The organism is Lentzea aerocolonigenes (genome assembly GCF_000974445.1).
Lineage (GTDB): Bacteria > Actinomycetota > Actinomycetes > Mycobacteriales > Pseudonocardiaceae > Lentzea > Lentzea aerocolonigenes.
The window spans coordinates 148,905-161,191 of sequence record NZ_BBOJ01000017.1 but is presented as its reverse complement, the minus strand read 5'-3'; the positions used below and the strand labels follow the sequence as shown (position 1 = coordinate 161,191).

14 protein-coding genes are annotated in these 12,287 nt (G+C 67.2%); 4 read left to right on the top strand and 10 right to left on the bottom strand.

Going from position 1 to position 12,287, the window contains the following annotated elements:
- Nucleotides 1-19: 19 nt before the first annotated feature.
- From AOM45_RS49995 to AOM45_RS52495, 4 genes are all read right to left on the bottom strand, one after another.
- Complete coding sequence (locus tag AOM45_RS49995; RefSeq protein ID WP_081901971.1) at nucleotides 20-1,573, bottom strand: discoidin domain-containing protein; 1,554 nt, start codon at nucleotides 1,571-1,573, stop codon at nucleotides 20-22.
- A gap of 104 nt (nucleotides 1,574-1,677) precedes the next feature.
- Complete coding sequence (locus AOM45_RS31090; protein WP_030466628.1) at nucleotides 1,678-1,869, bottom strand: antitoxin; 192 nt, start codon at nucleotides 1,867-1,869, stop codon at nucleotides 1,678-1,680.
- Between the two features lie 7 nt (nucleotides 1,870-1,876).
- On the bottom strand, nucleotides 1,877-2,281 hold the full coding sequence (locus AOM45_RS51210; protein ID WP_201780098.1) for an FtsX-like permease family protein: 405 nt from the start codon (nucleotides 2,279-2,281) through the stop codon (nucleotides 1,877-1,879).
- A 15-nt stretch (nucleotides 2,282-2,296) separates the two neighbouring features.
- Nucleotides 2,297-2,524 carry a hypothetical protein gene (locus AOM45_RS52495; protein WP_211262993.1) on the bottom strand — a complete coding sequence of 76 codons (228 nt, stop codon included), beginning with the start codon at nucleotides 2,522-2,524 and terminating at the stop codon, nucleotides 2,297-2,299.
- A gap of 195 nt (nucleotides 2,525-2,719) precedes the next feature.
- On the opposite strand from AOM45_RS52495, the gene AOM45_RS52490 reads away from it, so the two are divergent.
- Both AOM45_RS52490 and AOM45_RS31080 read left to right on the top strand, forming a co-directional pair.
- Nucleotides 2,720-2,923 carry a response regulator transcription factor gene (locus AOM45_RS52490; RefSeq protein WP_201780097.1) on the top strand — a complete coding sequence of 68 codons (204 nt, stop codon included), beginning with the start codon at nucleotides 2,720-2,722 and terminating at the stop codon, nucleotides 2,921-2,923.
- 361 nt (nucleotides 2,924-3,284) lie between these two features.
- Nucleotides 3,285-3,977 (top strand): peptidylprolyl isomerase, encoded by a 693-nt coding sequence (locus tag AOM45_RS31080; RefSeq protein ID WP_030466626.1) that lies wholly within the window; start codon nucleotides 3,285-3,287, stop codon nucleotides 3,975-3,977.
- Here AOM45_RS31080 and AOM45_RS31075 read toward each other — a convergent pair.
- The 3 genes from AOM45_RS31075 to AOM45_RS31065 all read right to left on the bottom strand — a co-directional run bounded on the left by AOM45_RS31075 (nucleotide 3,974) and on the right by AOM45_RS31065 (nucleotide 6,864).
- The gene (locus tag AOM45_RS31075; RefSeq protein WP_162185628.1) at nucleotides 3,974-4,516 is read right to left on the bottom strand and encodes a TetR/AcrR family transcriptional regulator; all 543 of its coding nucleotides are present in this window, start codon (nucleotides 4,514-4,516) and stop codon (nucleotides 3,974-3,976) included. The two genes, AOM45_RS31080 and AOM45_RS31075, sit on opposite strands and share 4 nt — an antisense overlap.
- Nucleotides 4,517-4,616: 100 nt before the next feature.
- Nucleotides 4,617-5,777 (bottom strand): acyl-CoA dehydrogenase family protein, encoded by a 1,161-nt coding sequence (locus tag AOM45_RS31070; RefSeq protein WP_030466624.1) that lies wholly within the window; start codon nucleotides 5,775-5,777, stop codon nucleotides 4,617-4,619.
- A 1-nt stretch (nucleotide 5,778) separates the two neighbouring features.
- The gene (locus AOM45_RS31065; protein WP_030466623.1) at nucleotides 5,779-6,864 is read right to left on the bottom strand and encodes a CaiB/BaiF CoA transferase family protein; all 1,086 of its coding nucleotides are present in this window, start codon (nucleotides 6,862-6,864) and stop codon (nucleotides 5,779-5,781) included.
- A gap of 174 nt (nucleotides 6,865-7,038) precedes the next feature.
- Here AOM45_RS31065 and AOM45_RS31060 point away from each other — a divergent pair, with 174 nt between their 5' ends.
- A complete protein-coding gene (locus AOM45_RS31060) occupies nucleotides 7,039-7,362 on the top strand; it encodes a hypothetical protein (RefSeq protein WP_169792646.1) in 324 nt (107 codons plus the stop codon).
- On the opposite strand, the gene AOM45_RS31055 is transcribed toward AOM45_RS31060, so the two are convergent.
- Genes AOM45_RS31055 through AOM45_RS31045 form a run of 3 tightly spaced genes read right to left on the bottom strand, consistent with a single transcriptional unit; the run spans nucleotide 7,343 to nucleotide 11,100 of the window.
- Nucleotides 7,343-8,464, bottom strand: a complete 1,122-nt coding sequence (locus tag AOM45_RS31055) for a Glu/Leu/Phe/Val family dehydrogenase (protein WP_236703892.1) — start codon at nucleotides 8,462-8,464, stop codon at nucleotides 7,343-7,345. The two genes, AOM45_RS31060 and AOM45_RS31055, sit on opposite strands and share 20 nt — an antisense overlap.
- A 10-nt stretch (nucleotides 8,465-8,474) precedes the next feature.
- Nucleotides 8,475-9,635 (bottom strand): NAD(P)/FAD-dependent oxidoreductase, encoded by a 1,161-nt coding sequence (locus tag AOM45_RS31050; RefSeq protein ID WP_201780095.1) that lies wholly within the window; start codon nucleotides 9,633-9,635, stop codon nucleotides 8,475-8,477.
- Nucleotides 9,616-11,100 (bottom strand): aldehyde dehydrogenase family protein, encoded by a 1,485-nt coding sequence (locus tag AOM45_RS31045; protein WP_030466619.1) that lies wholly within the window; start codon nucleotides 11,098-11,100, stop codon nucleotides 9,616-9,618. Before AOM45_RS31045 ends, AOM45_RS31050 begins: the two co-directional genes overlap by 20 nt.
- An 82-nt stretch (nucleotides 11,101-11,182) precedes the next feature.
- Here AOM45_RS31045 and AOM45_RS31040 point away from each other — a divergent pair, with 82 nt between their 5' ends.
- The gene (locus AOM45_RS31040; RefSeq protein WP_030466618.1) at nucleotides 11,183-12,100 is read left to right on the top strand and encodes a LysR family transcriptional regulator; all 918 of its coding nucleotides are present in this window, start codon (nucleotides 11,183-11,185) and stop codon (nucleotides 12,098-12,100) included.
- Nucleotides 12,101-12,287: the final 187 nt, after the last annotated feature.

The window sequence follows — 12,287 nt, the reverse complement described above, 5'->3', positions numbered from 1 at the left end:
CCGGGATCGCGGAAGTGACTCAGAGGCGCTGCCAGAGGGAAGCCGCGTTCGGTGGCTCCCAGGTCGCGATCGACGTGTGCGCCTGCAGGCACTGGTAGCCCACTCCGGCGTAACTCACACGCGAACCAACCGCATAAGCAGTCCCAGGCGCCCACGCTGGGTAGGTCCCGCCGCCTGGAGGTTCAGTCGTTGTGGTGGTTCCGCAGGCTCCGAACACCTCGAACTCCCAGAACGAGAATCCGTACACGGTAGCTCGCTGCGTGCCGTTGAACCTCACGTAGCGCGCGGAACCGGAAACACCGATGTCCTCCACCCCGCCCGAGCCGGTCAGCGTGGAATAGGCCTCACGCCACGAACTGCCGTTGTCGGACAGCTGGATCGAGTACGCCCGCCCGTACGCGGCCTCCCAGGTGATCCGCACCCGCGACAGGGCGCGCGAGGAACCTAGGTCGACCTGCCACCAGTGCGGTTCGCTGTGCGCCGACGACCAGCGCGTCGCCCCCGAGCCGTCCACCGCGAACGCCGCCGCCTGGTTCCCGCTCTCCACACTGGACGCCGACGTCGGCCGGTTCCGCGAGAGCAGCGGCCCGCACGTGGGCGGAGGAGTCGTGGTGGTCGTGGGCCCACCACCACCGGACCCCCGAGTCCACACACCCACGTAGTCGACGACCATCGGCACGCCCGGCACGATCCCGGGACCCGGCGTGCGCGTGCCGGAGTAGTTGTCGGGGAACTCGCCGCCGATCGCGACGTTCAGGATGATGAAGTACCCGGCGTGACCGGTCATCTGGTTCCACGTGTCCGCGGGCAGCTGGTTCTGGTTCACCTGGTGGAACAACTCGCCGTCCACGTACCACCGCAACTGCTGCGGTGAGACCGAGGCGTCCCACTCGAAGCGGTACGTGTGGAAGCCGGCCTGGCAGGAGGCGCCGGGACACGGACGGTTGTTCGCGATGCCGTTCTTCTCGTTGCACGGCCCGCCAGGCGAGACACCGCAGTGCAGCACGCCCCACACGCGGTTGACGCCGTTGACGTTCTCCATGATGTCGAACTCGCCGACACCGGGCCAGTTCCACCAGTTCCCGCGGTACGGCGAACCCAGCGCCCAGAACGCGGGCCAGTACCCCAGCGCCGCCGCGCCGGAGACGTTCGGCATCTGGATCCGCGCTTCCATCCGCAGGACACCGCCGCCCGGCGCCTTGAAGTTCTGCGCGTTCGTCTCGATGCGCGCCGACGTCCAGTTGCCCGCTCCGTCACGGCGTGGCGTGATGCGCAGGTTTCCGCCGCCGTCGAGCGAGACGTTCGCGGGGTTGTTCGTGTGCGCGGCGATCTCACCGGTGCCCCAGTTCGCGGGACCGCCTGGATAGCCGTGCCCGAGCGAGAAACGCCAGTTCCCGTTGTTGGGCAACGAGTTCGCCGGTCCGGTGAAGTCGTCGCCGAACACCTGCGTCCACCCGGCAGGGGGAGGTGGAAGCGCGGCGTTGGTCTGCTGGGCGACAGCGACCAGCGCGCTTGCGGTGAGCACGCCGGCCGCTGCCAGTGCGATGGATGTTCGTTGTCGAGTGAGCCTCATTGCCAACCCTCCGAACGAGCGCGTGAGAGCGCTCCCACGGATGATGGTGGCAGGTGTGTCAACGGTGAGGAGGCATCACTTCCCGCGGTACCGGTTTCGTGCGATCACTGCTGCTGACCGCCGAAATTCCGGAGGCCTTCCTTGAGCTTGTCCTCGCCCTTGTCGATGTGCTCGCTGTGCTTGCCGCCGGTCTTCTCGTCGGCGAACTGCCCAGCGCGCTCGACACCCTGGTCGACCTTGTCGCCGTGCTGGCCGATCAGGTCCTTGGCCTTGTCCTTCAGTTCATCGAAGCCCATGACTGCATCACCTCCCGATGCAGTTCGGGTACCCGGTCTGGTACCCGGCACACCTCACTGGATCGAGTGAAGCGCCGCCACCGGGCTCACTCGCGCCGCGCGACGGGCAGGCAGCAGCCCTGCACCTGCCGTGAGTGCGGCCAGGACGAGCGCCACCGCGCCGACGGAGAAGGCCGGCACCTGCAACGGCCCATTCGACGCCGAGCGAGATGATCGCGAGCCACGCGTAGGGTACGCCGATGGCGAGCCCGAGCACCGCGCCGATGGTCCCGCACAGGCCGGCCTCGACCGTGGCCAGACGGCCAAGTTCCTTGCGGGATAACCCGATCGCGCGGAGCAGCCCGGATTCACGGGTTCGTTCGAGCACCGACAACGCCGTGGTCGAGCCTACCCCCACGATCGCGATCAACATGGTGAGGAACAGCAGTCAGACCGCGATTGCCACCAAAGTGGTGAACCAGTTCTCCTGCGCCAGGCGACGGTCGGTGAGCGACTTGACTTCGTACCCCGCCAGAACGAGATCCTTCGCACCGTTGGCGAGTGCGTCGATCGGCTCACCCTCCACATCGGCCAAAGTGGACATCCAGATCCGGGCCACGCCGGCCTGGTTCACCGTCGGGATCTTCGACGACGGCAGACCTGCGAGACGGGGCAACGGTTTCGGCCTCATCGGAGGCGCCGAACGGAGCTCTCAAACAGATCGCGAACGACGTCCACGTGTTGGTGTGCACGACGTTCGACCACGACGAGTACGCACACACAGCGTTGAAGAACGGCGCGTGCGGCGTCACGGGAGACCTGCTCAACGCATGAACACACCCACACCGCAACGGCCGCGCAACCTCTCCGCGTGCGAGCTCGACGTCGTGAAGCTGGCGGCCACGGCAGGGTGAACGCCGAAATCGCACTGGAACTGTTCATCTCCATCGGAACAGTGAAGACGCACCTCGCGAGAGTTCAGACCAAAATGGACGCACGCAACCGCGTCGAGATCGTTGCCTGGGCGTGGGAAGCCAGGCTGGTCGGCCAAAAGCAGGACACACAACCGGTCTGAGGACGGAAGTCCCGTTTCCCGCACAAAACCAGAATTCGAGCTGTGAAGGAACTCCTCCTGCTGATTCCCGTGCTGGCGCTCTCCGCGTGTGGCCAGACCGAGATGACTCTCCACGTCCCCGGTGGCGCATCGCAGTCCAGAAAGTTGATCTTCCGGTCAAGAACCGCGCGATGCTCCCCAACGCACTCAGCAGGATCACGCTGACCGTGAAGCCGCAGAGCGGCGAGGCCACGTGCAAGCTCCGCGTCGAGAAGGAAAAGTAGATCTCGAACGCGGGCAAGCAAGCGACGTGCGAGTGCGAGATCAGGTGAGTGATCCGTTAAACCTTGCGGCGCACCTTCGCCTCCACTAGGAAACGCGCATGAGGCGAATCGCAGCTGGTCTGGCAGTGGCGGCACTGGCCGTTGGACTCATCACGACCGGAACCGCTTCCGCGCAAGCGGAATCACGTCCTGACTGCGGTTACACGGCTACGCCGGACGAACCTCCCGCTCGTCCGGTGTCCATTCCTCACGACCCGTGGTTCACCAAGGGCAAGGTCCTTGTGAAGGTGAAGACCAACCAGGGCGACATCCCGCTCGTGCTCGACCGCACCAAGGCGCCCTGCACCACGCACAGCTTCATCCACCTGGCGCACCGCGGCTTCTACAACCAGACCGAGTGCCACCGCCTCACCGCGTACCCGACGCTGAAGGTGCTGCAGTGCGGCGACCCGTCGAACACGGGTGAGGGCGGCCCCGGCTACAAGTACAAGGACGAGCTGCCGACCGACCTCAAGCCCGCGCCGAACGACCCGACCGGCCTGCGCCGCATCTACCCGCGCGGCACGCTCGCGATGGCCAACGCCGGCCCGGACACGAACGGCTCGCAGTTCTTCCTGGTGCAGTCGGACTCGATCCTGCGCCCGAACTACACGGTGTTCGGCCAGATCCTGCCCGAAGGCCTGAAGACCCTCGACAAGATCGCGGCCGGTGGCATCGCGGGGGAGAACCCGTTGGACGGCCGTCCGAACATCAAGTCGGAGCTGAAGTGGGTGCTCCCGCTCGGCGTCTAGTACGAGGCCCAGCCCGTCAACGCTCCGTAGTACGCGTCGGAGAGCCGCCGGATCACCTGCTCGTCACGTAGTCCGGCGGTCTTCGTCAGATCGATGATCGCGCGCGGGTCGAACAACGCGTTGTGCAGAAACCGTGCCATGGGCAGCAAAGAGTCCGGCAGGCTCAGGTCGATCAGCACCCCGCGCAACGCCCGGTCCCATGCCGTGCACGACAGCGTCGTCAGGACGTCTGCGGCGTGCAGGCGCTCCAGGTAGCCGCGCTGGGACCAGTACCGCACGATGACCGGGCCGTGCACGTTCTGCATCTTCACCCAGCGCGTTACCTGGTGCTCGAACAGTTCCTTGCCGGTCTTGCGGGACCGTTCGCCGTGGTCGGCCAAGGACGCTATGACGTCCTCGTGATAGGCCGCCACAAGCGCGTCCACGGACGGAAAATGGCGATAAGCCGTCGCTTGCGAAAGTGCGGCCTCGCGCGCGATCGACTGCATCGTCGCCGTAGCTGGTTCAGCGCGCAGGACGTGCGTCGCGGCATCCAGCAATCGTTTGCGGTTGCGGCGCGCGTCACTGCGGCCGTTCGTCTCCTCCGGCAGAACGCCCTCCCCCCACGACTCCGCTGCGAGTGCAGGATAGGGCGAACGATCATCGGAACGAGGCGATTCCGGTCAAGGCGTGGCCGATGGATAGCAAGTGGATGTCGGACGTGCCTTCGTAGGTCAGCACCGATTCCAGATTGTTCGCGTGACGCAGAGGCGAGTACTCCAGCGAGATGCCGTTGGCGCCGAGGATCGTCCGGCTTTCCCGCGCGATCGCGATGGCGGCCTCGACGTTGTTGTACTTGCCGGCGCTGATCTGCTCCGGCTTCAGCGTGCCCGCCTCCTTGAGCTTTGCGAGGTGCAACGCCAGCAACATCGCGTTGTTGACCTGCACGGCCATGCTCGCGAGCTTTCGTTGCGTCAGCTGGAAAGCGGCGATCGGCTTGTCGAACTGGATGCGGGTGCCGGAGTAGTCCAGTGCCGCCTGCAACGAGTCCCGCGCGGCACCGACGGCGCCGAACACGATGCCGAACCGGGCCTCGTTGAGGCAGGAAAGGGGAGCGCGAAGTGAAGTCGCGAGTGGCAGCTGCGCGCTTTCCGGCAGCCGCACCGCCTCCAGCACCAACTCGGACGTGACGGACGCTCGCATCGACAACTTGTGCTCGATGTTCCGCGTCGAGAATCCCGGCGTGCCCCGAGGAACGAGGAATCCTCGAATTCCCTCCTCGGTCCGCGCCCACACCGTCGCCACGTCCGCCAGGCCGCCGTTGGTGATCCACATCTTGGTGCCGTCGAGCACCCAGTCCGAACCGTCCCGCACCGCGCGCGTGCGCATGCCCGACGGGTTGGAGCCGAAGTCCGGCTCGGTCAGCCCGAAGCACCCGATCGCCTCACCGGCGGCGAGCCGCGGCAGCCACTCCTGCTTCTGCTCCTCCGAGCCGTACTTCCAGATCGAGTACATCGACAGCGAACCCTGCACCGAGACGAAGCTGCGGATCCCGCTGTCCACCGCCTCGAGCTCCAGGCACGCGAGCCCGTACGCCAACGCCGACGTGCCGGCGCACCCGTAACCCTCGAGGTGCATGCCGAGCACGCCGAGCTTGCCCAGCTCCTGGGCGAGCTCACGCGGCAGGGTTCCCTCCTCGAACCACCGCCCGACGCGCGGCCGCACGTTGTCGGTCAGGAACGCCGCGACGGTGGCCTGGATGTCGCGCTCCTCGTCGCTCAGCAACGACGGGATGTCCAGCAACTGCAACGGGTCCTGCACTTCACTGCTCCAGCTTCGGCGGGCGCAGCCGGTAGCTGACCGGCGTGCGCGACAGGCGGATGGGGTTCGCGACGAGCGTCATGTCGCCGATCGTCGCGGTCGGGTTGAGGTCCAGCGACTCGGCCAGCGCGAACGCGTGCGCGATGTCGTTCACCGGACCGCACGGAACACCGAGGGGTGTCAGGGTCTCGAACCAGTGCCGTGCCGGACGCGGGCGCAACCGCGCCGAGAGCAGCTCGAACAGCTCGTCGACGTTCTCGACCCGGTCCGAGTTCGTGACGAACCGCGGATCCGTCGCCAGCTCGGGCACGTCCAGCACCGAGCACAGCCGCCGGAACTGCCTGTCGTTGCCCACGGCGAGCACGATCGGCTGGTCGACCGTCGGGAACACCTCGTACGGCGCGATCGACGGATGCCGGTTGCCCATCGGCTCCGGCACCGAACCCGCCAGCGTGAAGCCGGCGCTCTGGTTCACCATGCTGGACAACAACACCGTCAGCAGGTCCAGCTCGACGAGCTGCCCCTGCCCAGTCGCGTCCCGGTGCCGCAACGCCGCGAGGATGCCCACGCAGGCGTGCAACCCGGTCAGCACGTCGACCAGCGCCACACCGGTCTTCACCGGCTCGTCCGGACCCGGCCCGGTCACGCTCATCAACCCGCCCACGGCCTGTACGAGCAGGTCGTAGCCGGCCAGATCGGCGCCCTTGCCGGAGCCGAACCCGGAGATCGAGCAGTACACGAGGTCGTCACGCCCCAACGACTCGTAGTCCAGCCCGAACTTCTTCATCGTGCCCGGTTTGAAGTTCTCGACCACGACGTCCGCCCGCGCGATCAGCTCGCGCGCCTGCTCCCGGCCCGCCTCGGTGGACAGGTCGATCTGCACGGACGTCTTGTTCCTGTTGACGGACAGGAAGTACGTCGCCTCGTCCTCGTAGTGCGGCGGACCCCACGAACGGGTCTCGTCGCCCCGGCCGGGCTGCTCGACCTTGACGACCTCGGCACCGAGGTCGCCGAGCATCATGGTCGCGTACGGCGCGGCCAGCACTCGGCTGAAGTCCGCGATCACCACACCTTGGAGTGAGCTCATGCGGCTCGCTCCTTTGCCGTGGTGTCCGAGGTTGTGGCCTTGGCGACGGCGCGGGCCACGTTCGTCCTCAGCTTCCCCGATGCGGTGGTCGGCACCGCGGCGGGTTCCGCTGGGAGCGGCTCGGCCAAGACGTGCGCAGCTGCGTGTGTTGCTGTGCAGTGGTTTTCGGCCTCGGTGACGATGTTCGCCGTGATCGGCTTCTGCCTTGCCGACGCCGTGGCGGGGTTCGCCGAGTGCGGCTCGGTTGAGGCGCGCGCAGCTGCGTGTGTTGCTGTGCAGTGGTTTTCGGCCTCGGTGACGATGCTCGCCGTGGTCGGCTTCACCCTCGCCAACGCCGTGGCGGGGTTCACCGGGAGCGGCTCGGCTGAGGCGCGTGCGGCTGCGTGTGTTGCTGTGCAGTGGTTTTCGGCCTCGGCGACGACGTGCACGGTCGCCGGAATCCGGCTGAAGTCTGCGATCACCATCCTTTCGAGCGAGCTCATGCGACTCGCCCCTTGAGCTTCATCGCGGCCAGCACGCGTTCCTGTGCCAGCGCACGTGCGGCCACATGTGTTGTCGTGCCGCGGTTTCTGGCCTCGGCGATGACGTGCGCCGCGTTCGCCCTCAGCTTCGAGGACACGGCGTCCAGCACCGTGGCGGGGTTCACCGGGAACGGTGAGTACCGCGCGTCCATCCCGAACGCCGCCGCGACCACGCCGCCGGCGTTCGCGATGAAGTCCGGTACGACCGTGATCCCGCGTGCCGCGAGAACCTCCTGCGCCGCGGCGGAGGTCGGCAGGTTCGCGCCCTCCACCACCAGGGTGGTGTCGAGCTCGCCCGCGAGATCCGCGTCGATCACGTCCTGCAGCGCCGCCGGTACCAGCACGTCGCACGGCGCTCTGAGTTCGGCACCGAGCTCCGAGCGGACACCGCCGTACTCCTCGACCGCGAGATCACCGAATTCTTCTCGCAGTTTCAGCAGTCGTGCGACGTCCAGGCCGTCGGCATCCACCAACGCCCCGTGCACCGACGACACGGCGACGACCACGGCGCCCAGTTCGGCGAACCGCTTCGCCGCCGCGGCACCGACCGCACCGAACCCTTGCACGGCCACGCGTTTGCCGCGCAGGGCCATCAGTTCGTCCGCCACCTCGGCCACGCCGAACCCGGTGACGCCCAGCTCGTCGTACGGAAGACCGCCGAGTTGAGCCGGTGCGCCCATCATAGCGCCGCGGTCCGACAGTTCGTCCTGGACGACCGCGGCGTCCCGTTCGGTGAGGCCCATGTCGAGGCCGAGCACGTATTCGCGCGGCACCTCGTTGGAGAGCTTGCGCGCGAACGCCCGCAGCGCCGCTTCCTTGCCGGGAGAGGAAGGATCGAACGCGATTCCCGCCTTGGCACCGCCGAAGAACAGGTCGACTCCCGCCCACTTCCACGTCATCACGCGCGCGAGACGCGCGATCTCGGCGACGGTCACGTTCGGGCTCATCCGCGTGCCGCCCTTGCCCATGCCGCGCGCGGTGTTGTCGATGACGAGCACACCTCTCATCCCGGTGCGCCGGTCGGACACGCAGACGACCTTCTCCGGTCCCCACTCGTCCATGAGCTCGAGAACGTCCATCAGCATTCCCTCACACGCAGTTGAGCTCCGGCCGCGCACGGTCGGCGGCGAAGCGGGAGGCGTCCAAACTGGACACGTCGACGAAGGGCTCGCGGTCCAGCACGAGGTCGCGCACGACCTCGCCGACCGCCGGTCCCTGCAGGAAGCCGTGGCCGGAGAAACCCGTGGCGTAGAAGAACCGGCCGGCCGAACCGATCAGCGCGTTGTGGTCCGGCGTCATCTCGTAGAGCCCGGCCCAGCCGTTGCGCACGCCCACGTCGAGCAGCTTCGGCGCGCGTCTTCCGATCGCCTCGGTGAGCCGCGGCAACCACGCGTCGGAGACGTCCAGCTTGAAGCCCGGTGTCTCCTCCGGGTCGGACATGCCGAACAGCAGGCCGGGGCCCTCGCGGTGGAAGTAGAAGGTGCTGCCGAAGTCGATGGTGAACGGAGTCACCCGATCGTGTAGCTCCGGCATGGCTCCGGTGAACATGACCTGCCGTCGCAGGGGAGAAACCGGCAGGTCAACGCCCACCATCTCGCCGATCGACCGCGACCAGGCCCCGGCCGCGCAGACGACATTTCCCGTCGAAACGGTGCCGCGGTCGGTCTGGACGCGAAAAGTGTCGGACCCCGTCCCTACGATCGATCTCACGGTGGTTCTGGTGTGGAAACGGACCCCGGATCGGCGGGCCGCGGTGGCGTAACCGAGGACTACGGACTCAGGCGTGCAGTGTCCGTCGTCCGGGGAGAAGGTCGCCGCGAGCAGACCGTCCGTTTCGATCAACGGCGACATCCGTCGCGCTTCCTCGACAGTCAGCATGCGACTGCGCACGCCGAGGGAGTTCTGGAGGTCGACGTTGCGCTCGAACGCCGTGACGTGTTCCCGGGAAGAAAGGAGGAACAGATAGCCGACCTGGTGCAGATCGATCTCCTGCCCGGGCCGCTGCGGAAAGCGCTGGAACGCTTCGAGTGATCGGGCGCCGAGCCTGATGTTCAGCTCGTCGGAGAACTGGGCGCGCACTCCACCCGCTGCTTTGCAGGTGGAGCCGGAACCCAGCTCATCCTTCTCCACGACCACGACATCCCGGACGCCTGCCTCGGCGAGGTGAAAGGCAACGGATGTGCCGATCACCCCGCCGCCGATGACGACGACCTCTGCCTGGCTGGGCAGCTCAGGGGAGGCGGAAGTCAAGGTCGGCCTCGATCGCGAGCGTGTCCATCTGCGCCTTCTGCAGCTTCCCGGAGTAGTCCCAGTTCATGGACTGCCAGCGGGTGAACTGGTCGAGCACCCACACGCCCGACTGCCGGGAGCCGTTGCCGCTCTTGCCGTTCCCGCCGAACGGCAGGTGCGCCTCGGCCCCGGACGTCGAGTTGTTGACGCTCACCATGCCGGCGGAGATGCCGGCGCGGAACCGGAAGGCCTTGTTCGGGTCCGTGGTGTAGATCGAGCACGACAGGCCGTAGCCCGGCTTGTTGCCCAGCTCGATCGCCTCGTCCAGGTCCGAGTACTTCATGACGCCGACAATCGGGCCGAACGTCTCCTGGAGGAACAGTTCGTCGTCGGCACGCACACCGGAAACGATTGCGGGGTGGTAGAAGAAGCCGTTCTCACCAGCGAAACCGTTGCGGGGGCTGGCAGCCGTGATGCGGCCGGTCGGGCCGTGCACCGTGTGGTGCTCGCCGATCCAGCCGAGGTACTTCTCGTACGCCAGTGCGAACTTCTCGTCCAGCAACGGTCCATAGAGGACATCGCCCGTCGGGTCGCCCACGGTGGCGCCGGCGACGGCCTCGACGAACCGGGACAGGAACTCGTCGTACACCGACTCGTGCACGATCGCCGTGCCGAGCGAGGTGCACCGCTGGCCCGCGGAGCCGAAGCCGGCGAACAGTGCGCCCTGCACGGCCAGGTCGAGGTCCGCGTCCTCGGTGACGACCATCGGGTTCTTGCCGCCCAGCTCCAGGCACGGTGTCTGGAGGTGGCGTCCGCACAGTTCGCCGATCCGCACGCCGACCTCGCTGGACCCGGTGAAGCCCACCTTGTCGACGAGGCCCTGCTGCAGGGCCTGCTCCAGGCCGTTGAACGTCTCCGAGCCCTCGGCGAAGACGATCTCGAACACGCCGGACGGGATTCCGGCCGCCTGGAACACGTCGTAGAACGCCTGGGCCGACGCGGCGGAGTACTCGGCGGGCTTCCACACGACCGAGTTGCCGCACAGCAGCGCCGGGATGATGTACCAGGACGGCACGGCGACCGGGAAGTTGCCGGCGGTGATGATCGCCGCGACGCCGACCGGGTTGCGGAACGTGAAGAGCTGCTTGTCGGGCATCTCGGACGGCACCGTCTGCCCGTACAGGCGCCTGCCCTCGCCGACGAAGAAGTTGCAGGTGTCCACGATCTCCTGCACCTCGCCGCGTGCCTCCGCGATCGGCTTGCCGATCTCACGGGTCACCAGCTGGGCCAGGGGCTCGAAGTTCGCCTCGACGAGCCTGCCGATGTTGCCGATGACCTGTCCGCGCACTGGCGCGGGCACGCGAGCCCACGCGCGCTGTGCCGTCTTCGCCCGCTGTGCTGCGTCGACGAAGGTGCGGCTGGTCCCGAGCTCGATCTCGGTGACCACGTCGGAGGTGTTCGACGGGTTCGTGGAGACGTAGGGCATGCATCCCACCTTTGTCGTTACCCAGTGGTTCCGCCAGGGGATGCAGAATGAAACCTCGCGACGTCGAGCATAAGCTGTCCTGGTGCTGAATCCGGTTCATCTCCGCACGCTCGTCGAGGTCGTGAAGACGGGGTCGTTCGCCGAGGCCGCGCGGCGTCTCGGCTACACCTCGTCGGCCGTGTCCCAGCAGATCTCGGCGTTCGAACGCGCCGTCGGAGTGACGCTGTTCGAACGTGAGGCGCACTCGATCAGGCCGGCCAGCGCGGCGCTGCTGATCGCCGACCGCGGTGGCGAGCTGCTGGCGGCGTTCGACGGCCTCGAGCACGAGGTGAAGGCGATGGTGCAGGGCCTGCGGGGCCGGCTGCGGATCGGCACGTTCCCCACCGCGAGCTCACGGGTCGTGCCGAAGGCGCTGGCGAAGCTGTCGGCCGACCTGCCGGACGCGGAGATCCTGCTGGACGAGGCCGAGCCGGACGACGTGCTGCCGCTCGTGCTGACCGGTGAGCTCGACCTCGCGCTGGTCTACGCCTACGACCTCGTCCCGCGGGCCTGGCCGGAGGAGCTGACGGTGGTGCCGCTGCTGGACGAGTCGCTCCTGGTGATGGTTCCGGCTGAGCACCCGGCCGCGAAGAACAACGTCAAACTCGAAGATCTCAAGGACGAACGTTGGATCGCGTCCCGCGACGGCACTTCTGGGGCCACCTGCCTCACGCGATTGTGTGCGGCATCCGGCTTCACTCCGAGAATTGCCTTCCGCAGCAACGACTACGAGGTCGTGCAGTCGCTTGTGGCGGTTGGCGTCGGTGTCGCGCTGGTGCCCGCCCTCGGCTACAAAGCGCTACCCGGCACGCATGTGATGCCTTTGCGGCACAAGCCGTTGCGTCGTCACGTGCACGTTGTTCACCGCACCGCGAACACCAACCCGTTGCTGCGTGACGCGGTCGCCGCTATTCGTGAAGTCTGCCAGGATGCTGTGGGCGGCTACCTGAATTCGCCATGACGGCGTGCGGACACGCCCGCGCCGGTCGAGAGTGTTACCCAGAGTGTGATCTCGCGTCCACTGTGAGCTAGTTAACCTAAACGGCCCATTGCTCTGTTATGTCCGTATTAGGCATGCTTCGGGCCGTCAACGCTGGGGGGCGGCTGGGCGGCGGAAGCTCACGTCTCTCCCCATGAAGCCTGGGGGA